This window comes from Amycolatopsis japonica, assembly GCF_000732925.1.
Classification (GTDB): domain Bacteria; phylum Actinomycetota; class Actinomycetes; order Mycobacteriales; family Pseudonocardiaceae; genus Amycolatopsis; species Amycolatopsis japonica.
The window spans coordinates 4,708,984-4,732,155 of record NZ_CP008953.1 but is presented as its reverse complement, the minus strand read 5'-3'; the positions used below and the strand labels follow the sequence as shown (position 1 = coordinate 4,732,155).

Here is a 23,172-nt window from a genome sequence, read left to right as displayed (position 1 = left end):
GATGAAGCGAACCCGGCGGTGGGGTCTGCTGGCGCTGGCCATGGTGGCCCTGCTCGGAAGCTCGATCCCGGCGAGCGCGGCGCCCGCACCGGTGTCCGCCGACAACGGGGCGAAGGTCGTCGAGGAGACCTGGCTGGACGCGCGCACGGTCGACCTCAAGATCAGTTCGCCCGCGCTCGGCACCACCGGCATGGTCCGCCTGCTGGTCCCGACCGGCTGGGCCGCGCAGCCCACGCGGACCTGGCCGACGCTGTACCTGCTGCACGGCTGCTGCGAACCGGTCGACTACCGCTCGTGGGACCAGTTCACCGACGTCAAGGCGTTCACCGCCGACAAGGACGCCCTCGTCGTCATGCCGACGGGCGGGCCGGCCGGTATGTACACGAAGTGGTGGAACTTCGGGCTCAGGAGCACTCCCGACTGGGACACCTTCCACACCTTGGAGGTGCGGCAGATCGTCGAACGCGGCTACCGGGCGGGCACCCGCCGGGCGGTCGCCGGACTGTCGATCGGCGGGTACGGCGCGCTCGCGTATTCGTACAAGCACAAGGGGATGTTCACCGCGGCGGCGTCCTACAGCGGGGTGCCGAACACGCTCAACCAGGGAGCGCCGCTGTTCATCCAGGGGATCCTGGCCCGCGCGGGGATCTTCAACTACCTGGAGCTCTGGGGCGACAGCTGGGGGATGCGGCCGATCTGGACGGCGAACAACCCGTACGACAACATCGACGGCCTGCGCGGCACGGCGCTCTACATCTCGTGCGGGAACGGCAAGACCGGCCCGCTCGACCCGCCGGGCCAGTCCGACATCTTCGAACCCCAGGCGCTGGCTTCGTCGGTGACCTTCACGGATCGGTTGAAGGCCAAGGGGATTCCGGCGACCGTCGACTACTACGGCGACGGTACGCACAGCTGGCCCTACTGGCAGCGGGCGCTGCGGAACTCCTGGCCGGTGCTGGCGGGCGGGCTTGGCCTGTGAGCAGCCGCCGGACTCGCGTGATCAGACGCGGCACAGCGAGTCCGGCCTCCAATCACGTGAGTTCGGCGTCTGATCACTCGAGTCACGCGGTCGGCCCTCGCCGAGGCGTTGCGAAAGCCGCTTTCGCAACCTTCAACGTTGCGAAAGTGGCTTTCGCAACGTCAGTCGGTGGGCGCGGGGGCGACATGAGGTGGGGAATGCCGTGAAAGCCACTTTCGGGACACCAGACGTCCCGAAAGTGGCTTTCGCGACACCAGCACCGCGGGTCCTCCACGGACAGCCGCATTCAGAGGACGAAATGCGGAGACGTCAGCCGGCGATCAGTTCGGCGAAGCGTTCCGGGCTGACGTTCCCGCCGCTGATGATCACCCCGACCCGGCCCGGCGCGGGAATCCGACCGCTGAGCAGCGCGGCGAGACCGGTCGCCCCGCTCGGCTCGATGACCAGCTTCAGCCGTTCGAACGCGAACCGCATCGCGTCCCGGACCTGCTCGTCGGTGACCAGCGCGATGTCGTCCACGAGCCGCCGGTTGATCGAGAACGTCAGTTCGCCGGGGATCTCGGCGGCCTGGCCGTCGGCGATGGTCCGCGGCACCGGGATCGACACGCGTTCCCCCGCGTCCAGCGAGCGTTTGGTGTCGTCGCCCGCGGCGGGTTCGACGCCGATCACCCGGATGCCGGGCCGCGCGGCCTTCGCGGCGGTCGAGCTGCCCGCGATCAGGCCGCCACCGCCGACCGGGACGACGAGCGTGTCCAGGGATTCGGTGTCCTCCAGCAGTTCCAGCGCCGCGGTGCCCTGTCCCGCGATCACGTGCGGGTGCTCGTAGGGCGGGATGAGCGCGAGACCGCGGTCGGCCGCCAGCGCCTCGCCGATGGCGACGCGGTCGCCGGTGTACCGGTCGTAGGTGACGATCTCGGCGCCATAACCCGCGGTGGCGTCCTTTTTGGACTGCGGGGTGTCCTCCGGGATCAGGATGACCGCGCTGCTCCCGAGTTCGCGCGCGGCCAAGGCGACGGCCTGCGCGTGGTTGCCCGAGGAGTACGCGGCGATGCCCTTGGCCAGCTGTTCCGGCGAAAGCCGGGAGGCGGCGTTGTACGCGCCACGGAACTTGAAGGCCCCGACGCGCTGGAGGTTCTCGCATTTGATGAAGACCTCTGCGCCGACGAGCTCGTCGAGGGTGCGGGAACGCACGACCGGGGTCCGGTGCGCGACCCCGGCCAGGCGGGCGGCCGCGTCGCGGATGTCGTCGATGGTCACGGGGGCGGTCATGATGCTCCTTGTTCACGGATTTCGGCGAGATAGTTGTAGGCGGAGGCGCGGGAGATCCCGATCCGCGCCGCGACCTGGGGCACGGCCCGCCGCACGGCGAAGACTCCACGCGCGTGCAGGCTGCGGAACAGGTCGAGACGTTCTTCGCGGCTGAGCGCGGTCCACGGTTTGTTCAGCCGGAGTTGATGCTCGTCGACGATCGCGTCGACCACCGCGTCGACGTCGTCGCCGAAGGTGGTGGTCGGCGTTTCGGCGGCGGTGCCGACGTCGGCGAGTTCGCCGACGAGGGTCCGCAGCTGGCCCAGCGCGGTGACGTCGAGGTTCACGCACAACGCGCCGAACACCGAGCCGCCGCTGTCGCGCAGCAGCATGGTCGAAGACTTCACGAGCTTCCCGGACGCGGTCCTGGTGACGTAGTTCAGCTGGTCTTCGGCGTCGTCGCCGCGGGCGAGCAGGCCCATGCCGATCTCGCTCATCGATCCGCCGACGGTGCGGTCGGTGACCGAGCCGGCGATCGCGACCACCGACTGCTCCGGACGGCGGAAGTCGTGCACCACGACCTCGCAGAACGAGCCGAGTGTCGCCGCGATGCCGTCGGCGACCGGGGCGAGCGCGTCGAGGATCGCGTCCTGCTCAGACATCGCGTACCCGGGCGAGGGCTTCGACTTCGACGACGCCGCCGTACGGCAGGGACGCCACCCCGACACAGGTGCGGGCCGGCCTGGGCTCGGAGAAGAACTCCTCGTAGACCCGGTTGAGACCGTCGCGGTCGGCGATGTCGGTCAGGTAGACGACGACCTTCACCACGTCCGCGCGGGTCGCGCCCACCGACCGCAGCGCGGCGTCGAGGTTGGCGAAGGCCTGCGGGCATTCGGCGTCGAATCCGCCGGATACCAGCGTCCCGGTCTCGGTCACGCCGAGCCGTCCGGACACGGAAACCAGGTCGCCGCTGCGGAAGGCGGGCGGATACGGATGCTCGTTGGTCACGAGACCGACTGTATAAGTGCTGGACGGATTGTCCAACCGAATATGAAGTGACCTACCGCTCACGCGCGACGACGGTGATTGATATACCGTATACAGACAGGGAGGGGTCCGTATGACCATGAGTTCCGTGCAGGACGAGGACGGCCGCATCGTCGCGCCGCCGAGTATGGCCGACCTGGCCACCCAGGCGCTGCGCGCGATGATACTTTCCGGCGAACTCCCGCCCGGCACGCGTTTGGTCGAGGCCAAACTGACCGAGCGGCTCGGGGTGTCCCGCCCGCCGCTGCGGGAAGCGTTGCAGATCTTGGCCTTCGAGGGACTCGTCGTACCCCATCCGCGGCGTGGCGTCATCGTCCGCCCGCTGACCCGCCATGACGTCTACGAAATCGTCACCCTGCGCGAAGAACTCGAAGCCTTCGCCGTCCGGATCGGGATCCCGGTCCGCTCGCCGGAGCGGTTGCAAGCGTGCCGGGACGCCCTCGCGGCGTTCGAGCAGGCGGGCCGTGACGGCGACGAAGGTGTGTTCACGCAACGGAAGTACGACTTCCACCAGTCGATCGTCGCACTGGCCGGGCACGAGCGGGTGACCGAGGCCTATCGCGCGCTTTCCCTGCAGATGCAGCTGTGCATGGCCCTCAACCGCAGCGCCCGCCGCGACGGCGAATCGTTGATGCAGAACGTCGAACGGCACCGCGAGCTGCTCACGATCATCGAGGGCGGCGACCCCGACGCGGTGTTGCAGGCGCTGGCCGATCACGGTCACGGCAGTTTCCTCGACGCGGTGGTGGATCAGCTCGACGGCGGCACTCCCGATTCGGAACGCTGGCTGGCCGAGCGCCGGAGCCGGTAGCCGGCTCAGCCCCAGCCGGGCAGGATGAACAGCAGCCAGGTCGCGATCGGCGCGATCGCGCACATGCTGAATCCCCAGATCATCAGGCCCCGGAACACTTTGTCGTTCTGCCCGGCGGGCGCGTTCGCCACGACCAGTGCGCCGCTGGTGGAGAACGGCGACGAGTCGACGACCGAGGACGAGATCGCCAGCGCGATGATCATGCCGACCGCGCCGACCTCGCCCGCCAGCAGGAACGGCACCGCGAGCGGGATGAGCGCGCCGAGGATCCCGGTCGTCGACGCGAACGCCGAGACCACCGCGCCGATCGCGCAGATCAGGATCGCGGCCAGCAGCGGCGAACCGATCCGCGTCACCAGGTTGCCGAGCCAGTCGATCGTGCCGACTCGCTCCATCAGCGAAACGAAGGTGACGATCCCGCAGATCAGCAGCACTGTCGGCCACGCTACTTCGCCGATGGCCGCCTTGGCCGATCCCGGCGAGACCAGTGACAGCACGGTCGCCACGGTCAGCGCGGTGAAACCGACGTCGAGTTTGAACACCAGCGCGCCCACCGCCAGGGCCGCCAGCCCGATCAGCGTGAACACGTGGTCGCGCGTGAGTGGAAGACGCTCTTCGGGCTCCTCGGTGCCACCGCTGGAAGGTGCGCCGGTCATCGTCGTCACCGTCGAGGAACCGCTGTGGGCGAGCGCGGCGATCTTGGGCTTGGCCGACGACCGGCGGATCAGTTCGCGGCCGCCGAAGAGGAAGAACACCACGACACTCAGCGCCAGGTTGAAGACGAACGACGACACGAACAGCAGCCCCGGATCGCTCGGCAGGTTGTCGCGGGCGACGACGCCGTTGACGATGCTGCCGAAGATGCTGATGGGGGAGAAGCCGCCCGCGCTGGCGCCGTTGATGATCAGCAGGCCCATCAGCATCGGGTTGATCGAGTAGCGGCGGGCGAACCCCATCCCGATCGGCGCGATGATCGCCACCGCCGCCGGCACCACCGCGCCGACCGCGGTCAGGGCCGCGGTGACCACGAACATCACCCACGGGATCAGGGCGATCCGCCCGCCGACGGCGCGCACCACCAGGCGCACGAGCCGGTCGACGGTGCCGTTGCCTTTGGCGATCGCGAACAGCAGGGTCACCCCGACCAGGATGACGAAGAGATCGCCGGGAAAGCCCGAGACGATGTCGTCGGTGCTCTCCCCGGCGAAGACCGTGCCGATCACGAAGGCGGCGACGAACGCCAGCGCTCCCATGTGGACGGGGAGCACGGTCGCGATCAGGAAGACCAGGGCGAGCGCGACGACGGTGACGAGTTGTATGGACATCGGAATCCTCTGCGGTCGGCGCTGACACATTCAGGGAATCGGGTCGAAGTTGTTCCGGGTAGCCCCTCGACGGAGTTCGGTACACGGTATACCGTTCAAGCGGCGAGACCAAGGTCTCGTTCCCGAAACCTTCGAAGCCGAGCGTGGAGGCGCACATGACATACGCGGCCGGACGGCACTTCCTGCAGATCCCGGGGCCGACGAACGTGCCCGACGTGGTGCTCCGGGCGATGTCGGCGGCGACCATCGACCACCGCGGACCGGAGTTCCAGGAGCTGGCGACGCGGCTGCTGCGCGACATCAAGCCGGTCTTCGGCACCACGAACCCGGTCGTCATCTACCCCGCCACCGGGACCGGCGCGTGGGAAGCGGCGCTCACCAACACCCTCAGCCCCGGCGACACCGTCCTGGCCTTCGAGACCGGCCATTTCGCCACGCTGTGGCAGGAAATGGCGCGGGGGCTCGGCTTGCACGTCGAGTTCGTGCCCGGTGACTGGCGACGTGGTGCCGATCCCGAGGTGGTCGCTGACCGGCTCGCCGCCGACACCGCGCATCGGATCAAGGCGGTCTGCGTGGTCCACAACGAGACCTCCACCGGTGTCAGCAGCCGGATCCCGGAGATCCGCGCCGCGATCGACGCCGCCGGACATCCCGCGCTGCTGCTGGTCGACACCATCTCGTCGCTGGGCTCGATCGACTACCGGCACGACGAATGGGGTGTCGACGTCACCGTCGCGGGCTCGCAGAAGGGCCTCATGCTCCCGCCGGGCATGAGTTTCAACGCGATCAGCGACAAGGCCCTCGACGCCGCCAAAACCGCGAGCCTGCCGAAGATCTTCTGGGACTGGGGCCCGATGCTCACCGCGAACGAACGCGGATTCTTCCCCTATACCCCCAATACGAACCTCATGTACGGCCTGCGGGAGGCCTTGCGCCTGCTCTACGACGAGGGGCTCGAAAACGTCTTCGCGCGCCACGCCCGGCACGCGGCAGCGACGCGCGCCGCCGTCCGCGGCTGGGGCCTGGAGGTCCTGTGCCAGGACGAGCGCGAGCATTCCGGTGCGCTGACCGCCGTCCTGATGCCCGAAGGGATCGACGCCGACAAGGTCCGCGCGATCATCCTCGACCGGTTCGACCTGTCCTTGGGCGCGGGATTGGGCAAACTCGCCGGCAAGATCTTCCGGATCGGGCATCTCGGCGCGTTCAACGATCTCACCCTCGCCGGCACCCTCGCGGGAGTCCAAATGGGACTGACACTCGCCGGCGCCCCCGCCGATCCACGCGGGCTGCAGGACGCCCTCGAACTGCTGCAGAACGACTGAGGGCCCGCCGATGACCAGCCTTCTCGAAGAAACGTTGCGTGCGCGGATCACCGGGGAAGTCGCCTTCGACGACTACACGCGCCACCTGTTCTCCCGCGACGCGAGCATGTACTCGATCATGCCGCGCGGGGTCGTGTTCCCCGTCGATCAGGAGGACGTCGCAGCGGCCGTCGCCACCGCGGCGGAGTTCGGCGTGCCCGTCGTCCCGCGCGGGGCGGGTACCAGCCTGGCCGGGCAGACCGTCGGTCCCGGTCTGGTGCTCGACCTTTCGCGGCACATGAACCGCATCGTCGCACTCGATCCCGTCGCGCGGATCGCCGTCGTCGAACCCGGCGTCGTCCAGGACCAGCTCAACCAGGCGGCGGCCGCGCACGGGCTGATGTTCGGGCCCGACACCTCCACCAGCAACCGCGCCACGATCGGCGGCATGGTCGGCAACAACTCGGCGGGTTCCGGGTCGCTGACCTTCGGCATGACCATCGATCACGTCCGCGCGCTGGACGTCGTCCTCGCCGACGGCTCCACCGCCCGCCTGGAACCGGTGAGCGAGACCGAACGCCAGCGGCGCGCCGAGGCGGACACACACGAAGGCCGCATCTACCGCGAACTCCCCGAACTCGTCACCGCGCACGAGGACGCGATCGCCAAGGGCATGCCGCTGTTCTGGCGGCGTGCGTGCGGCTACCGGCTCGACCGGCTCTCCGGATTCGGCGAAGATAAACCCTTCGACCTGGCCAAATTCGTCGTCGGCGCGGAGGGCACGCTCGTGCTGGCCACCCGGATCGAAGTCGATCTGGTGCCCAAGCCGAAGAAGACCGTCTACGCGGTCGGGCATTTCGAAACGACGCACGGCGCCATTTCGGCGACGCTCGACGCGCTCAGCTGCGGGCCGCATCAGGTCGAGATGATGGACAAGACGATCCTCGACCTGTCGCGGCGGAAGATCGAGTACGCCGATCTCGGCAACCATCTCGTCGGCGATCCGGAGGCACTGCTGTTCGTGTCTTTTTCCGGCGACGACGAGACCGTGCTGGCGGCCAAACTCGACGAGGTCGCCGCGCTCTGGGAGCGCAACGGGCGCGGCTACCACACGCTCAAACTCGTCACGGCCGCCGAACAGGCGGCGCTGCTCAAGGTGCGCAAGTCCAGTCTCGGCCTGTTGATGGCGGCGGGCGAGGGGACCAAGCGGCCGCTGGCGTTCATCGAGGACACCGCCGTCGACCCCGAGCACCTCGCGGAATACACCGCGCGGTTCAAGGAAATCCTCGACGAGCACCGGCTCGAAGCCGGGTTCTACGGCCATTGTTCGGTCGGCTGCCTGCACATCCGGCCGTTCGTCGACCTCACCGACCCCGCCCAGGTCGACACGATGCGCGCGGTCGCGGAGAAGATCAAGGATCTCGTGGCCGAATTCGGCGGCGTGAACTCCTCCGAACACGGCGACGGCCTCGCCCGCTCGGAGTTCAACCGCGAGATCTTCGGCGACGAACTCTACGAAGCCATGCGCCAGGTCAAGAAGCTCTTCGATCCCGCGGGCACGATGAACCCCGGCAAGATCGTCGACGCGCCCTCGATGACCGAGAACCTGCGCGACCGCGACGCCCTGCCGCCCGCGCCGCCGCTGCGGACGATGCTGTCGTTCGAGGTCGTCGGCGGGATGCGCGGCGCCGCCGACCGCTGCATGAACATCGGTCTGTGCCGCAAGACCACCGGCGGGGTGATATGCCCGTCGTACCAGGTCACCCTGCAGGAGGAGCATTCCACGCGCGGCCGGGCCAACGCGCTGGTCAAGGCGCTGTCCGAACCGGATCCGAAGGCCGCGCTCGGCGGGGAACGCCTGCACGAGATCCTCGACCTGTGCCTGATGTGCAAGGCGTGCAAGAGCGAATGCCCGATGAGCGTCGACATGGCCTCGCTCAAGGCCGAAACCCTGCACCAGCACCACGAGGAGCACGGCACACCGCTGCGGTCGCGGATCTTCGGTTCGATCCGGTTCCTCAACCGGCTCGGCTCGGCGACCGCGCCACTGTCCAATGTGCCCGGTCGGATCGAGCCGCTCCGCAAGCTCATGGAACGGACCGTCGGCATCAAGGCCGAACGGCCGCTGCCGAAGTTCGCGCGGGAGAACCTCGTGCGCTGGAGTCGCCACCGGGTGACGGCGCCGGGGGCCGCGGGCACAGTGAACTGGCTCGCGGATTCCTTCACCACCTTCACCGAACCGCAGATCGGCAAGGCGGCGATCGAACTGCTCGAAAGTGCGGGCTGGGCGGTGGAACTCGCTTCCGGGGGCTGCTGCGGACGGTCGAGCCTGTCCAAAGGCCTGCTGGACGACGCCAAGAAGAAGGCCACCGGATTGGTCACGTCCTTGGCACGTGACACGGAACCGGGATCGCCGATCGTCGGCTGTGAGCCGTCGTGCGTGTTCACCTTGCGCGACGAGACTTTGGCGCTGCTGCCGGACCTTCCCGAAGCGCGGCAGGTCGAGGCACGGGTCCGCCAGGTCGAGGAACTGCTCGTCGAGGCCATCGACGACGGCAGGCTGAACCTGCCGGAACGATCGTGGCTGAGCGGGCGGCGCGTGGTCTTCCACGGCCACTGTCACCAGAAGGCGGAGGTCGGCACCGCCGCCACCATGGCGCTCCTGCGCCGCATCCCGGGGCTGGAGGTCGCCGAGATCGACTCCGGATGCTGTGGGATGGCGGGTTCGTTCGGTTTCGAGGCCGAGCATTACGAGACCTCGATGGCCGTCGGCCGCGACCGGCTCTTCCCCGCGCTGGAGCGGGAACCGGCCGGAACACTGGTCGCCGCCACCGGCGTTTCGTGCCGTCAGCAGATCTTCCACGGTGCAGGCCGCACGGCGTGGCATCCGCTCGAACTGGTCCGTGAAGCGCTCGGCGGTCCGGCATGAGGCTGATCCGCTTCGGCCGGGAGGAGGCCGCCAGGACGGGCTGCGTCGAAGGCGACGTCGTCCGCGCGTACGACCCGGCCACCGGCCCCGGCGAGGTCGTCGGTCCGCTGTCCGATATCCGGCTGCTCGCGCCGTGCGAGCCGCGCACGATCGTCTGCGTCGGCAGCAACTATCCCTGCCAGCTGAAGGAAAAAGGCCGCCCGTGGCCCGAGCGGCCCGCCCTGTTCCTCAAGGCCCCGAACGCCGTCACCGGGCCGGGGCAGCCGATCCTGCACCCGCGAGAGGTCGAACGCCTGGAGTACGAGGGCGAACTGGCCGTCGTCATCGGCAGGACCGCGCGGAACCTGACCGTCGGGAACGCTTTGGCGCACGTCCTGGGCTACACCTGCGCCAACGACGTCACCGCGCACGACTGGCGGGCCGACGGTCAATGGGCGCGGGCCAAGAGCGCCGACACGTTCCTGCCGCTCGGCCCCTGGATCACCACCGGTATCGAGAACGGAGACCTCGAGGTGACCACGCTGATCAACGATCGGCTCGCCCAGCGTGCCACCACGCGGGAGATGATCTTCGGCGTGCCGGAGATCCTCGCGTGGGTGACCCGCTGGTTCACCCTGCGCCCCGGCGACGTCGTCCTCACCGGCAGCCCGGCCGGGGTCGGGCCGATGGAGCCGGGGGACGAGGTCACCGTCGCGATCGAGGGGATCGGGGCGTTGACCAACCCGGTCCGCTAGACCACCTCGAAGTTCGTCATCATCGCCATGTCCTCGTGTTCGGCGTTGTGGCAATGGAAGACGTACCGGCCGCGATAGCCGTCGAAGCGGGCGATGACCTCGACCGATTCGCCCGGGGCCAGGTCGACGGTGTCCTTGATACCGCCGTCGAACGGCCCCGGCGGCCGCCCGCCACGCGAAAGGATCCGGAATCCCACCAGATGCAGATGCACGGGATGGTGGATGTCGGCGACGAATCGCCAGATCTCGGTGTCGCCGAGGCGCGGGCTCGCCGACATGAGGTCCGGCGAGAACGGCTCCCCGCCGATCACCCAGCCCGAACGACCGTGGACAGCGCCCGCGCGGAACGAGAAGTCGCGCGTGGTCGTGGCCTGCTCGCGGGTGAGCGGCGGGATCTCGCTGAGCTTGGCGGGAACCCGGCTGTCGTCCGCTGCACGGCGCGCGACGACGAACCGCATGACCTGGGCGGTCGAGCCGGTGCCGAGCCGGTTCACGAGGGTGACCTCGGTGCCGACCGGATACCGGCCGAAGTCGACGACGACGTCGTACCGTTCCGCCGGGGCGATGGGGAGATGGTCGTGTGCGCGCGGCGCGTCGAGCAGGCCCTGGTCGGCGCCGATCTGCACGAAACCGCCTCCGCCGGGCGGCGGCGGGTCGAGCGCCAGGTCGTACCGCCGCGCGTTGGAGCCGTTGAGGAGACGCAGCCGATACCGCGTGGCCGCGACTTCGTGCACCGGCCACGGCGCGCCGTTGACGAGGATCACGTCACCGAAAACACCCTCCACGTAAGCACTTTCGACTCCCGGCGTGGTCCGCAGCGAGCGGTCGAGGGAGGGATAGGCGAACTCGCCGTGCTCGTCGAAGGAACGGTCGGCGATCATCAGCGGCAGTTCACGTTCGCCCGACGGGAGGCCCAGGGCGTCTTCCTCGTCGTCGCGGACGAGGTGGAATCCGGCCAGGCCCCGGTACACGGCCGGACCGGTGAAGTCCATGCGATGGTCGTGGTACCACAGCGTCGCGGCCCGTTGCCGCAGCGGGAAGACGTAGTCGCGTTCCCCGTTCGAGATCCGGGCACGGGCGTCGACCATGCCGTGCCCGGCGTGCGCGGCGCTCCAGCCGGACCGCGGCAGGACGAGATCGGTCGGGTAGCCGTCGGATTCGGCCGGCGTGTGCCCGCCGTGCAGGTGGACCACCGTCGGCACGGGAAGCTCGTTGCGATGGTGCGCCACCACGGTCCGATCCCGCCGCGATTCGATCGTCGGGCCCGGGAAGATCCCTTCGTAGCCCCAGATCGGCGTCCGGACGCCGGGCAGGATCTCGGCCGTCGCCGTCCGTTGGGTGATCGTGTAATGATCGGCGTCGGCCGTCCTTTGTGGACGCAGGATCGGCGGGATCGGCAGCGGCACCCGGTAGGGTTCCGGCAAGGGGAGCCCGCTGCGCAGCAACTCGCCGGTCCCCGGCGCGCCTTGCGCGAGCAGGCGGGGAGCCGCGATCCCGGCGGCGGCGAGGACACCGGCCCCGCCGGCGAGCCCGAGGAAGGTCCTGCGAGGAAGGCGGCGGCTCATCGGCGTGCCCGCCAGATCTGCGGTCGCCAGACGGCGATGGTCGTCAGCACCGCTCCGGTGACCAGCGCGACGCCGAGGGGGATGTGCAGATCGAGCGCGCCCGCCATCCCGGCGAGGTACTGGCCGGTCTCGCCCGCGGCGAGCAGCAGGCTGATCCAGAACAGCCAGCGCGGTCCGCGCACCAGCCAGAGGACCAAGGCTGCGATGATCTGCGCGTACGCCAGGTACGAGACCGCGTCGGCACCCCAGCGGTGCAGCCAGAGCATGTCGTAATCGCCGCCGAGGTAGCCGCCCGCGAACACCGGCTGGCCGATGATCGCGACGGCGTGGGCGCTCACCAGCACCCGGTTCACCACCAGCGTCCCGTTCGCCTTCCGGCTCGGGCTGGTCAGGGTTTCACTCACGCGATCGAACGTAAGAGCCGAGGCCTTATGCTGTCCAAGACAAGATCGGTTATCTGTTCATAACAGGTGAGGTATCAGCAGTGGATCTTCTGGCCCTCCGGTACTTCCAGACCGTCGCCCGGCTCGAACACGTCGGCCGCGCGGCCGAGAAGCTGCGGGTCGCGCAACCCTCGCTCAGCCGGACCCTGGCCAGGCTGGAAAACGAACTCGGCGTACCGCTGTTCGACCGGCACGGCCGCCGGATCAGGCTCAACCGCTTCGGCACCGCGTTCCTCCGCCGCGTCGACCGGGCGCTGGCCGAACTCGACGACGCCCGTCAAGAGCTCGACGACGCCGCCGGGCTGGAGCGCGGCACCGTCACCGTCGCGGCCGAAAGCCTGCTCGCCCTCACCGATCCGCTTCGCACGTTCGTGCCTGGGCATCCGCTGGTGGACGTCCGGCTGTCCCAGGCGTCGGCGGAGGGCATGACCGAGAAGCTGCGGGCCGGCGACGTCGACCTGTGCATCTCGTCGCAACCCTTGGCGGGTAACGACATTCGCAGCCGCGTGCTGCTCGACGAACAGGTGTTCCTCTGCGTGCCGTCCGGGCACCGGCTCGCCGGGCGTGGTCACATCGGCCTGGCGGACCTCGAAGGCGAGCCGTTCCTCACCACGCGCCCCGGGTACTGGCAGCGCGCGCTCGTCGAGCGCCTGTTCGCGAAGGCCGGGCTCGAACTCCACATCGTCTGCGAGGGCGACGAAGCCGCCGTGCTCTTCCAGCTCATCGACGCGGGTCTCGGACTCGCGCTCGTGCCGTCGCTCGGACTGCGCCCCGAGACCAGCCAGACGGTGGTCTGGCTCGACGTCGACGATCCCGATTGCCGTCGCGTGCTCAGCGTCGCGTGGCGCGAGGACACCTATCTTTCGGCCGCGGCACAACGCTTCCGTGACCACGTCGTCGAGCATTTCCACGCACCGGCCGGGCCCCGGTCGCGGTGACCGGGGCCCGGACCGTGCTTACGGGTTGAGCGTGACGCTGTAGGCGCTCAGCGCCTCGCCGATCGGCTGGAAGTACGACGTGCCGCTGCCCTTGCCGGAGGTGATGCCCAGTCCGACGCTGCCGGAGAACAGGCAGCCGCCCGAGTCGCCGGGGTTGACCAGCGCGCTGGTCTGGATCAGCTGGTACACCGAGCCTTCGGCGTAGTTCACCGTGACGTTCAGCCGCTGCACCGAACCCGAGGTGAGCCGGGTGGTGCTGCCGCTCTTGCTGATCCGCTGCCCGACGGTGGCCGAACCGGCGGAGGCGATCCGCTGGGTGGAGCCGTTCCACAGGGTGACCGCGCCCGGCGCGCTGCCGGTGGTGTTGCGGATCAGGCCGTAGTCGTTGGTCGGGAAGCTGGCGCCCTGCGACGGCCCGACGTTCCACTGCGACACCGCGCGGGTGCAGTGGCCGGCGTCGAGGATGTAGTTCTGGCCGCCGCGGTTGGTGTTGAAGCCGACCGAGCAGCGGGTGCCGCCGCCGGTGATGGCCTCACCGTTGTAGATCGCGGTGTGCATCTCGCCGGTGGTCCGCTCTACGCGGACCCGGTCGCCGAGTGCTTCCGCGGCCTTCACGAGGGCGTCGGTGCCCTTCGCGGCGTCGGAGATGGTCAGCACGACCTGGTTGGCCTTGGGGTCGAGGCCGATCGAGGTGTGCGCGACCGTGGGCAGCGCCTGCAGGGCGTTCTGCGCGCTCGTGAGCGCCGCGGTGGAGTGCTTGACCACGCGGGCCCGCGCGCCGGTCGCGGTGACCTGGTCGGCGGCGGCCTGGTCGAGCACGTTCACCACCGGTTTGGCGGCGTCGTCGAGATACCCGTCGGCGGCACGGGAGCCGAGCGACGCGGTGACCTTCTGCAACGTTTCGACACTGGCCGTCTGCGTCCGGAGGAACTCGACCGCGGCGGCCTGGCTGATCCCGGCTTCGGCGGCGAGGGACGTCACCGCCTCGTGCTGCACCGTGGGGGAGTAGCCCGCGATGGTGGTGGCGGTGGCCGTGGACGGGGCGAGGAAGCCGACGGCCGCGGCTGCGGCCACCAGTGTGGTGGCGGTACGGGCTAAGGGGTTTGTGCGCATACCGGTGACTCACTTTCGCGAGGGAGGATCCAGCGCGAGGGGTGGCCGCACTGGACACAGTGGGGTCGCCGGGCACGGCCAAGGCGACCCGGCACCGGTGATCCGGTGCCGATCATGGTGATCCGCCGCACCGGTGGCGGATACCGACTTTCGTTGGACAGGAAGAAAAATAGGTAGCCGCACCGGGTGCTACCGGGTTAGACGCGCACAGTAAACGGTGGGACTCACGAGGCGTCGAAAGCCAGGCGGGCGAAGCGTTCTCCGATGAGCCGGTGCGTGGCCGCGTCCGGATGGAGGTGGTCGGGCAGTGGCAGCTCGGCATGGTCCGCCTCGCCGTACAGTTCGAGGCCGTCGAGGTAACGCAGGTGCGGATCGCTCCGCTCCTTGACGATGCGGGCGAGTTCGTCGCGGATCACGGTGAGCGTCAGCTTTCCCGCGGCGGTCTCCGCGGGATCACCGGTCGCCCTGAACCGCACTTTTCCTTCCCGCAAGGCCTCCGGGTCGAATTCGCCGGGCCCCGGCGTGTGCTCGTGGATGGGGCAGTACAGCGGCGAGACGACCAGCAACGGCGTGGCGGGATGGCCTTCCCTGATGGTGTCGAGGAAACCGTGCACCGCCGGGCCGAACGCGCGCAGCCGCAGCAGATCCGCGTTGACGACGTTGATCCCGATCTTGAGGCTGATGAAGTCGGCCGCCGTGTCGCGCATCGCGCGCGCGGTGAACGGGTCGAGCAGCGCACTGCCGCCGAAACCGAGATTGACCAGTTCCTTTCCGGCGATGGCCGCGGCTGTGGCGGGCCAGATCCCGGTCGGGGTCGCGGCGTTGGAGCCTTGGCTGATGGAGCTGCCGTGGTGCAACCACGTCTCGCCGCCGGGGGACTGGACACTGTGGACGGACGCGTCGGTGCGCAGGGCGACGAGCTGGGTCGTTTCGTTGTGCGGCAGCCAGATTTCGACGTTCTTCTCGTGCCCGGCCAGGCCGTCGAACCGCAGCGTCCGGACGGGGCCGGGCTGGTGCCGCGCGGTGCCGGTGGCCAGGTCGACGGTGATCGTGTCGCCGTCGGTCACGCTCGCTCTCCCGGCGAGCCGACCATCGACGAGCAGTTCGTAGACGCCATCGGGCCGGGGCGGCGCGCCGGCGAAGACCCGTTTGGTGGCCAGGACGTCCAGTTCGACGAGCGTCGCCGTGCTGCGGAAGACCAGCCGCACCCCGGACGGCTGCGCTTCCGCCATGGCCAGCTGGCCGTCGGGGATCTGCTGCCTGGCCCGGGCGGGCAGCCGGTGGGGGAGCACGCCGCGTTCGGTGTCTTCGAGGTCCAGCGCACCGCGGACGAGGGCGGCGCTGATCGGGGTGGTGAGCATTCTTCCGTTCATTTCGTTCGGGGCCAAGCGCGCAGCAGGACGTCGAGCGCGTCGAGGATCTCGGTCCAGCTCTCCTGCGGGCCGGGGGTGCTGTGGCTGAAGCCCCCGGCGGACTCCAAGCCGACGAAACCGCTGAACACACTGCCCAGCAGCCGGACGGCGTGCGTCTGGTGCGGCTCGGCCAGGTCGTAGCCGCGCAGGATCGCCCGCATCAGTTCGGCGTGCCGGACACCGGCGCTGGTGGACGCCTTCTCCGGGGCGAGTCGGAATCTCGCGGCGGTGAATCTGCCGGGGTGTTCGAGTGCGTAGTCACGGTGGACGTTCGCCAAGGTGATCAACGCGTCCTTGCCCGCCAGGCCGGCCACCGCGGTGGCGGCGAGATCGGCGAGTTCGGCCAAGGCCAGCAGGGCGATCTCGGTCTTCAGCTCGTGGGCGTTCCTCACGTGCGAGTACAGGCTCGCCGTCTTGACGCCGCACCGCTTCGCGAGCTCGGTGGGGGTCACGTGCTCGAAACCGATCTCGTCGGCGAGCTCCGCACCCGCCCGGACCACCCGTTCCGTGGTCAGTCCCGCTCTCGCCATGACGACCACCGTACCATAGTCCATTCGGGACTTGCCTAATCAGATTAGGCAGCCGAAACCTGGGTTCGGTAGCGCCCGGACCGGCGAAGACTGACCGCACCCGCCCCGGAAGTCTGGAGTCACGCCCATGCCGCTCGCCCTCGCCCGCGGATTCCTGACCGGGATCATCACCGGGACGACCCTGTGCGCGTTCGTCGTGGGGATCGTCATCGAGTACGTGCCACTGATGATCACGGGCGTCGGGCTCCCCATCGCCTACGGAGTCCTGCTCTACCTCGCCGGAGCGCCACGACGTGCTCGTGAGGCGAGGATCGCGCCGGTGATCGCGCTCGCCAAGATCGAGAGCCTCCGCGCGGGCGGCACCGAGACGGGTGACATCCCGGTCTACTTCGACCTCACCGTCGCCCCCGAGGGGTCGGCGACCTACCGGTTGAAGATCACCCACGGCATCAACCTGGTCGACCTCCCGGACTACCACGCGGGCGATGTCCTCGTCGTGCGGTATCCGCCGGACCGGCCGTGGAAGGCGGAGGTCGTCGAGCGGCTGTCACCGGAGTGGGAGCGCCGCGTGGCCGAGGCGGTGATCGAATCCGCCCCGGAGTCCAGCCTGGTGCAGGAACCGGCTGAGGGCTGCGCGTTCGGTGCGCTCGCGGTCCTCGGGTTCGTCCTCGGCGCGGCGCTCGTGCTGTACCTGTTCCGTGCGGAGCTGTTCGCGCCGGAAGAGCCCGTGCGGGCGGAGGAAACCCAGTCCAGCACGACCACGTCTTCCTCGGGATCGGCGACCGTGAACGTCGACAGATCCCTGCTGGGCGAAGGGGAACTGCGCCGCGCGATCGACTCGCTGGCGCTGGCCACGGATGTTTCCCAAGTGATCACCGCGGTCGTCGAGGACCGGCGCCTGACCGTGGTCTTCGCCCCGACGGGCGCCCAGGTGCCGCGGTTCGACCTCCGAGAGCCGGCGGTCGACCGCGTCCCTGCCCTGGTCGAGCGGGCGAAGGCGACCATCCACGTCGGGGATCCGAAGACGTGGCAGGTCACGATCATCCCGTTCGGGACCGCGGTGAGCAGCCGGGTGATCGTGACCGGCCCCGATGGCAGCGGCTCACTCGCGGACGGTGGCTGAAGCCGTGGTCAGGCTCCGTGCTTTCCCGGCGCGGCGCTGCCGGAGTACTCGCCGAGGCCGGAGATCAGCTCGGTCAGCTCGGCGTCGTTGTCGTAACGGCGCTGGTGCAGTTCGGCGATCTTCGCGCCCATCTCCGGATCCGGGTCGTCGGTGACGTCGAAGGACGCGAACCGGTCGACCAGCGGGAGCCCGACCCGGTCGGTGTTCCGGTGCGCCGGATGCATGAGGTACTCCCAGTACCCGTCGAGGTCTTCGATCGCGAAGACGGCACCCCATTCGTAGTCGCCGCCGAAATCGCGGCCGACGACGAAGGACTTCACCGCCGGGATGACCCGGCCCTGATTCCGGAGGCTCTCCAAGGCCTCCTCGACCTGCTCCGGCGAGGCGTCGGGCCGCAGGGTGAAACGGTTGCCGTGGTAGATCATCGTGCTTCCTTTCCGTTGTTCCGGTTCGAGAGAAGGGCGGCGAGTGCCGCTCCGGCACCCAAGGCGATGCCGGTCCAGGTGAACGCGTCGGCGATGCCGATGCCTTGGACGAGGGGTTGGACGACGAGCGGGGACAGGAACTGGCCGAGGAAGATCCCGGTGACCAGGCCGCTGAGCACCCGGCCGCGCCGCGCGGGATCGGCGGACTCGGCCAGGAGCAGGTTGAGGTTCGGGACGACGAAGCCGACGCCGAGCCCGCCCGCGAGCAGTCCCGTCACGACCTGGGCGACGGTGCCCGCGGTCCCGATCACCAGCCAGCCCGCGCCCATGAGCGCGACACTGACGGTGGTGATCGCGGTGGGGCCCAGCCGCCGACGCAGCCGCGGGAAGGTCAGCGCGCCGACGACGCCGGTCAAGGTGCTCCCGGCGACCACGGCACCGACGACGACGGGCCCGCTGCCGAAGCCCTGCAACAGGAACGGCAACTGGGTCGGCGCCATGTAGAAGACCAGCGTCACCACCAACGCCAGGACGTAGACCCCGACGACGCGGGCGGGCAGCCGGCCGCCTCCACCGACCGCGGGGCTGTTCCGTTCCGGTTCGCGCAGGGACACGATCGCGAAGACCACCACGATCGCCGAAACCGAGTAGATCCAGAACGGCGCATGCCAGCTCACGGTGGCCAGCAAACCGGCCAGTGGCAGGAAGACAACGCCGCCCAGGCTCGCGAATGCCTGCTGCAAACCGAGGAAGGAGGCGTGGCGTTCGCCGGTGAACCAGTCGGTGATCAGCGTGCTGACCGCGGTCATGATCCCGCCGACGGCCAGTCCGAGCCCCGCCCGGGTGATCAGCAGCAGGTAGAGGTCGTCCACGAAGAACCCGGCCGTACCGGAAACCGCGTAGAGCCCCAGCCCCGTCAAGAGCAGTGGACGGCGTCCGACACGGTCCGCGACGATCCCGGAGAGGGGCGCGCTGATCGCGATCGCGAGCGAGGTCACGGTCAGCGCCAACCGGACGAGAAGACCCGAACCGGGCGTATCGGCGAAGTCCTCCCGCATCGCGGGCAGGCTGGGCGCGATGATCGCCGCGGCCATGATGGTCAGGGGCGCGGCGGCCAGCACGGTGCCACGAGCCCGCCGCGTCGGTGCCAAAGTGTCCGTCACGCCACCAATTTCGCAGCGGGACACCGGCATTCGCGTCGGTGAAAATCGCCTATGTCCGGCCGCGCTCGGTAGCGTGCGAGGCATGACCGACGAGATCCTGCCCGCCATCGCCGGAGAGATCCTCACCGGAGATGCCGCCTTGTCCGTCGCCGGCCAGGACTGGGGGAAGCTGATCCACGCGAGGCCGGCCCTGGTGGTGCGCCCCGCTTCGGTGACCGACGTCGCCGTCGTGCTCAGGTTCGCCGCCGCGCGAGGCCTTCCGGTCGCCGCCCGCGGCGCCGGGCATTCGCCGTACGGGCAGGGGCAGGTCGAGGGCGGCATCGTGCTGGACATGACTTCGCTGCGGCCGCGTCGCGTGGTCACCGGTGATCTGGTGTCGGTGGACGCCGGTGCCCGCTGGCGGGAGGTACTGGAAACGACGTTGCCGCACGGGCTGGCACCGCCGGTGCTCACGGACTATCTCGAACTGACCGTCGCGGGCACGCTGGTGGTCGGCGGGATCGGGGGAGCGACCCACCACCATGGCACACAGACCGATGGCGTGGTGGAACTGGAGGTCGTCACCGGCACCGGCGAGGTGCTCACCTGTTCCCGCGAAACGAACGCGGACCTGTTCGACGCCGTGCTCGCCGGTCTCGGGCAATGCGGGGTGATCACCCGCGTGACACTGCGGCTGACCCCGGCCCCGGCGCGGGCCCGCCGGTGGAAGCTCTACTACGACACGCTTCCGGCGTTCCTGGCCGATCAACGCGCCGTGGTCCGCGACGGTCGTTTCGACTACGTGGAGGGACAGCTGATCCCCGTCGAGGACGGCTGGCGGTACATGCTGGAGGCGGTCGCCTACCACACGCCGCCCGCCGAACCGAGCGAGTCCGCGTTGCTGGACTCGCTCGAATTCGACGAGTCCGAAGACGAGGACACGGCGTACTTCGACTTCCTGAACCGGATGGCCGACGGGGAGGCGGCGCTCCGGGCGATGGGAAGCTGGTTCCGTCCGCATCCGTGGCTGAACGTGTTCCTCACCGACTACACGGTCGAGCGGTTCGTCGCCGAAACCCTCGCCGCCACCGGCGAATCCGAACTGGGGGCCACCGGGCTGATCCTCCTTTACCCGGTGCGGAACGACCGCTTGAAGACCGCGCTGTTCAGCGTGCCGCCAGGTGAGCTGTCCTGGCTCTTCTCCCCGCTGCGCGTCGGTTCTCCCGAGGATCCGCCGCACAACGCGCGCCTGCTGGAGCTCAATGTGGACCTCTACCGGAAGGCACGCGCCCTCGGCGGAAAGGTCTATCCGTCGAACGCGCTGCCGATGTCCACAGAGGACTGGCGCGCGCACTTCGGCGACGCCTGGCCGAAACTCGCCGACGCCAAGGCCCGGTACGCGCCGGGGAACCTGCTCAACCCCGGCCAGCGCCTGCACTGGTAGAAATGTCCGGTGCGGGACTTCTTCAAGGGTATCCGGATGTTCGGGCGAGGCCTCGGCATCCTGGCGCGGTCGCCGAGACTGCTGCTGATCGGCGCGCTGCCCGCGTTGCTGACCACGGTGCTGCTGATCGGCGGAATCGTCGCGCTGGCGTTCTGGATCGACGATCTCTCGCTGCTGATCACTCCGTTCGCCGACGACTGGTCGCCGGGCTGGCGGACGACGATCCGGGTGGCGGTCGGTGTCGCGGTGTTCGGCGCGGTGCTGGTGATCGCCATGATCGGCTTCACGGCGATCACCCTCGCCGTCGGAGGGCCGTTCTACGAGCACATCGCGGAGAAGGTCGAGGACGATCTCGGCGGCGTGCCCGGCGCGGTGGACCTGTCGGGGTGGCGGTTGCTGGTGATGGGCCTGAAGGACGGCCTGGCACTGGTGCTGCGTTCGCTCCTGTTCACGATCCCGCTGCTGATCGCGGGTTTCATCCCCGTCGTGGGGCAGACCGTGGTGCCGGTCCTGCTGGCCCTGGTGACGGCGTGGTTCCTGGCGCTGGAACTGATCGCCGTGCCGTTCTACCGGCGCGGGATGGGCCTGAAGCAGCGCCGGCTGCTGCTGCGGCGGCACCGCGCGCTGGCCCTCGGGCTGGGGCTTCCCGTGTCACTGCTGTGCCTGATCCCGTTCGCCGCGCTGATCGTGATGCCGGTCGGTTTCGTCGGCGGCGTGCTCGTCGCACGCGAGGTCCTGGCGGACGACATGGCCTAGAGGTCTGTGTCAGATGACGCAGACACCGGCGGCTCCCGGGCGCCATCGTTGGCGCGACACTGAGGGGAGCTTCCGATGAAGAGAGCGTTGTTCCTGGCCGCCGCCATCCCGATCGTCGCGCTGCTGACGACCGGTCCGGCGATGGCCGACGAGGGGATCGTGGCCGGGGTGGTCAAGGCCGCCGACTCCGGTGCGCCGGTGGCCGGGGCATGTGTGACGCTGTTCGATCTCGAGCTGAAGGAGACGGGTTCGGGGTGCGCGGGCGCGGACGGCCGCTACGAGATCGCGGGCGTCGTACCCGGCAAGTACAAGGCACGCGCGACCGCCGCCGGATACGCCGAGCTTTGGGCGTACAACAAGGGAAGCGCGCTCGCCGCCGAGGTACTGGACCTGCCGCACGGCCTGGACTTCTCGTTGCGGCAGGGCACGGCCACGGTCCGCGGGCAGATCACCGCCGAGGGAAGGCCCGCCGCGGGTGCCTCGGTGAGCCTCACCGATCAGAACCAACGGTGGTGGTCGACGGTCCTCACCGCGGCGGACGGCACGTATTCGTTCAGTGGTGTCAAGGCGGACACCTACACGATGGCGATCACCTACGGCGATCGCACGCAATGGATCCGGCAGAAGTCGAGCTTCCCGGAAGCAGACACCTTCGCGGCCGAGGAAGGTCAGGTCGCCGTCGTCGACGAGGCCATGGTGCCGTACGGAAAGCTCCGGGTGGTCGCGACCGACGAGAAGACCGGCGCGCCCGTCGCGGGCGCGTGCTCGCAGCTCAACCGGCCGCGTCCGCCGGAACTGCGGAAATGCGCGGGCGCCGACGGGGTCATGCTGTACGAGGACGTGCCGCCGTTCGACTACTACACACTGAGCGTTTGGGGCCCGGACGGTACGCATTACCCGGTCAACGGGCAGCAGGTCCATCTGCCCCCCGGCCAGACCACCGAATTCCGGGCGCCGATGAAGCCCGCCGCGTCGATCGTGGCCACCGTGCGGGACGCGAAGACCAAGGCGCCGCTGGAGCGGATCTGCGTCGACACCTACGCCCTCCCGATCGTCGGCGTCCTCGACGCGGACTATCAGTACTACTGCAGTGACGCGGACGGGAAACTGGTGATCGGGCCGATCGACCCCGGCGCGTACAAGCTGCTGGTCAAGCCGCTCGACGAGCGCTACGGCATCCAGTGGGCCGGGCCGGACGGCGGCACCGGCGACATCGGCCAGGCCCGTACGGTCACCGCCGAACTCGGCAAGGCCGTCCCGACCGCGGACATCAAGATGGATCCCGCCGGCACGATCACCGGCAAGGTCACCGATCGCGCCACGGCGGCGCCGGTGAACGGCGTCTGCGTCTACCCGTACGCGGTCGACCCCCGGATCGGCTTCCGCTTCGACGTGAACTGCAGCCGGAACGGCGGGGTCTACACGATCAAGGGCCTCGGGCCGTACAAGTGGCCGCTCGAATTCGCGTCCTCGCGGGGCGACTACGCGTGGCAGTGGTCGGGAGGCGGCGCGGACCGGTTCGCCGCCCGTCCGGTGCGGGTGCGGCCCGGCGCGACCGTGACCGAGAACGCCGCGCTGGTGCCGAACGGCGCGATCAGCGGACGAATCCTCGACAAGGACGGCAAGCCGACGTTCGGCTACGTCTACGCCTTCAGCGCGCGCACCGGTGACATCGTGGACTGGGCCACGCCGGATTCGAACGGGCAGTACACCGTCAACGGTCTCACCACGCAGAACGTCAAGATCAAGCACTACACCGATGCCGACTGCTGGTATCGCGACGCGGCCGATTTCGCTTCCGCCACACCGATTCCCGTCACCGCCGGGCAGACCACGGGAGGAGTGGACCTCCGCCCCTGCCGCCGCTGACAAAGTCCGTGAAGGCCTCCTTGAGGGACCCTGGGTCC

The 23,172-nt window shown here is 69.3% G+C and carries 21 protein-coding genes; 10 read left to right on the top strand and 11 right to left on the bottom strand.

What is annotated here, in order from left to right; all coding sequences use genetic code 11:
* Position 1 precedes the first annotated feature (1 nt).
* On the top strand, positions 2-979 hold the full coding sequence (locus tag AJAP_RS21920) for an alpha/beta hydrolase (RefSeq protein WP_038514788.1): 978 nt from the start codon (positions 2-4) through the stop codon (positions 977-979).
* A 309-nt stretch (positions 980-1,288) separates the two neighbouring features.
* Here AJAP_RS21920 and AJAP_RS21915 read toward each other — a convergent pair whose 3' ends face one another.
* From AJAP_RS21915 to AJAP_RS21905, 3 genes are read right to left on the bottom strand one after another with little or no spacing between them, the layout of a single operon-like run.
* On the bottom strand, positions 1,289-2,248 hold the full coding sequence (locus AJAP_RS21915) for a pyridoxal-phosphate dependent enzyme (protein ID WP_038514785.1): 960 nt from the start codon (positions 2,246-2,248) through the stop codon (positions 1,289-1,291).
* Positions 2,245-2,889, bottom strand: a complete 645-nt coding sequence (locus AJAP_RS21910; protein WP_037336669.1) for a helix-turn-helix transcriptional regulator — start codon at positions 2,887-2,889, stop codon at positions 2,245-2,247. Before AJAP_RS21910 ends, AJAP_RS21915 begins: the two co-directional genes overlap by 4 nt.
* Positions 2,882-3,235, bottom strand: a complete 354-nt coding sequence (locus tag AJAP_RS21905; protein ID WP_038514780.1) for a RidA family protein — start codon at positions 3,233-3,235, stop codon at positions 2,882-2,884. The genes AJAP_RS21910 and AJAP_RS21905 overlap by 8 nt, the downstream gene beginning before the upstream one ends.
* A 112-nt stretch (positions 3,236-3,347) precedes the next feature.
* Between AJAP_RS21905 and AJAP_RS21900 the strand changes: the two genes are divergently transcribed.
* The gene (locus AJAP_RS21900) at positions 3,348-4,085 is read left to right on the top strand and encodes a GntR family transcriptional regulator (RefSeq protein WP_083649712.1); all 738 of its coding nucleotides are present in this window, start codon (positions 3,348-3,350) and stop codon (positions 4,083-4,085) included.
* Between the two features lie 5 nt (positions 4,086-4,090).
* Here AJAP_RS21900 and AJAP_RS21895 read toward each other — a convergent pair whose 3' ends face one another.
* The gene (locus AJAP_RS21895; protein WP_038514778.1) at positions 4,091-5,410 is read right to left on the bottom strand and encodes an SLC13 family permease; all 1,320 of its coding nucleotides are present in this window, start codon (positions 5,408-5,410) and stop codon (positions 4,091-4,093) included.
* Between the two features lie 155 nt (positions 5,411-5,565).
* Between AJAP_RS21895 and AJAP_RS21890 the strand changes: the two genes are divergently transcribed.
* From AJAP_RS21890 to AJAP_RS21880, 3 genes are read left to right on the top strand one after another with little or no spacing between them, the layout of a single operon-like run.
* Positions 5,566-6,732, top strand: coding sequence for a pyridoxal-phosphate-dependent aminotransferase family protein (locus AJAP_RS21890; protein ID WP_038514775.1), 1,167 nt, complete (start codon positions 5,566-5,568; stop codon positions 6,730-6,732).
* A gap of 10 nt (positions 6,733-6,742) precedes the next feature.
* Positions 6,743-9,640: an FAD-binding and (Fe-S)-binding domain-containing protein gene (locus tag AJAP_RS21885; protein ID WP_038514772.1), complete on the top strand. Its 2,898-nt coding sequence runs from the start codon at positions 6,743-6,745 to the stop codon at positions 9,638-9,640.
* On the top strand, positions 9,637-10,374 hold the full coding sequence (locus AJAP_RS21880) for a fumarylacetoacetate hydrolase family protein (RefSeq protein ID WP_038514769.1): 738 nt from the start codon (positions 9,637-9,639) through the stop codon (positions 10,372-10,374). Before AJAP_RS21885 ends, AJAP_RS21880 begins: the two co-directional genes overlap by 4 nt.
* Here the strand turns inward: AJAP_RS21880 and AJAP_RS21875 are convergent.
* Positions 10,371-11,939: a multicopper oxidase family protein gene (locus AJAP_RS21875; protein WP_038514766.1), complete on the bottom strand. Its 1,569-nt coding sequence runs from the start codon at positions 11,937-11,939 to the stop codon at positions 10,371-10,373. The genes AJAP_RS21880 and AJAP_RS21875 overlap by 4 nt on opposite strands.
* Complete coding sequence (locus AJAP_RS21870) at positions 11,936-12,343, bottom strand: hypothetical protein (protein WP_037336683.1); 408 nt, start codon at positions 12,341-12,343, stop codon at positions 11,936-11,938. The genes AJAP_RS21875 and AJAP_RS21870 overlap by 4 nt, the downstream gene beginning before the upstream one ends.
* 80 nt (positions 12,344-12,423) lie before the next feature.
* Here AJAP_RS21870 and AJAP_RS21865 point away from each other — a divergent pair, with 80 nt between their 5' ends.
* Entirely contained in the window at positions 12,424-13,320 is an 897-nt protein-coding gene (locus AJAP_RS21865; protein ID WP_038514763.1) for a LysR family transcriptional regulator, read from the top strand.
* Between the two features lie 18 nt (positions 13,321-13,338).
* Here AJAP_RS21865 and AJAP_RS21860 read toward each other — a convergent pair whose 3' ends face one another.
* From AJAP_RS21860 to AJAP_RS21850, 3 genes are all read right to left on the bottom strand, one after another.
* Positions 13,339-14,433, bottom strand: a complete 1,095-nt coding sequence (locus tag AJAP_RS21860; RefSeq protein ID WP_038514760.1) for a S1 family peptidase — start codon at positions 14,431-14,433, stop codon at positions 13,339-13,341.
* 224 nt (positions 14,434-14,657) lie between these two features.
* Entirely contained in the window at positions 14,658-15,794 is a 1,137-nt protein-coding gene (locus AJAP_RS21855) for an SGNH/GDSL hydrolase family protein (RefSeq protein ID WP_148311543.1), read from the bottom strand.
* A gap of 8 nt (positions 15,795-15,802) precedes the next feature.
* A complete protein-coding gene (locus AJAP_RS21850) occupies positions 15,803-16,375 on the bottom strand; it encodes a TetR/AcrR family transcriptional regulator (RefSeq protein ID WP_038523598.1) in 573 nt (190 codons plus the stop codon).
* A gap of 127 nt (positions 16,376-16,502) precedes the next feature.
* Between AJAP_RS21850 and AJAP_RS21845 the strand changes: the two genes are divergently transcribed.
* Positions 16,503-17,498: a hypothetical protein gene (locus AJAP_RS21845; RefSeq protein ID WP_038514755.1), complete on the top strand. Its 996-nt coding sequence runs from the start codon at positions 16,503-16,505 to the stop codon at positions 17,496-17,498.
* A gap of 8 nt (positions 17,499-17,506) precedes the next feature.
* Here AJAP_RS21845 and AJAP_RS21840 read toward each other — a convergent pair whose 3' ends face one another.
* On the bottom strand, positions 17,507-17,923 hold the full coding sequence (locus AJAP_RS21840) for a Dabb family protein (protein WP_037336691.1): 417 nt from the start codon (positions 17,921-17,923) through the stop codon (positions 17,507-17,509).
* Positions 17,920-19,086, bottom strand: coding sequence for an MFS transporter (locus AJAP_RS21835; RefSeq protein WP_038514752.1), 1,167 nt, complete (start codon positions 19,084-19,086; stop codon positions 17,920-17,922). Before AJAP_RS21835 ends, AJAP_RS21840 begins: the two co-directional genes overlap by 4 nt.
* 82 nt (positions 19,087-19,168) lie before the next feature.
* Between AJAP_RS21835 and AJAP_RS21830 the strand changes: the two genes are divergently transcribed.
* The 3 genes from AJAP_RS21830 (at position 19,169) to AJAP_RS21820 (ending at position 23,134) form a co-directional block, all read left to right on the top strand.
* Entirely contained in the window at positions 19,169-20,509 is a 1,341-nt protein-coding gene (locus AJAP_RS21830; RefSeq protein WP_038514750.1) for an FAD-binding protein, read from the top strand.
* A gap of 9 nt (positions 20,510-20,518) precedes the next feature.
* Entirely contained in the window at positions 20,519-21,265 is a 747-nt protein-coding gene (locus AJAP_RS21825; protein WP_038514747.1) for an EI24 domain-containing protein, read from the top strand.
* 75 nt (positions 21,266-21,340) lie between these two features.
* The gene (locus tag AJAP_RS21820) at positions 21,341-23,134 is read left to right on the top strand and encodes a carboxypeptidase-like regulatory domain-containing protein (RefSeq protein WP_038514745.1); all 1,794 of its coding nucleotides are present in this window, start codon (positions 21,341-21,343) and stop codon (positions 23,132-23,134) included.
* Positions 23,135-23,172 lie beyond the last annotated feature (38 nt).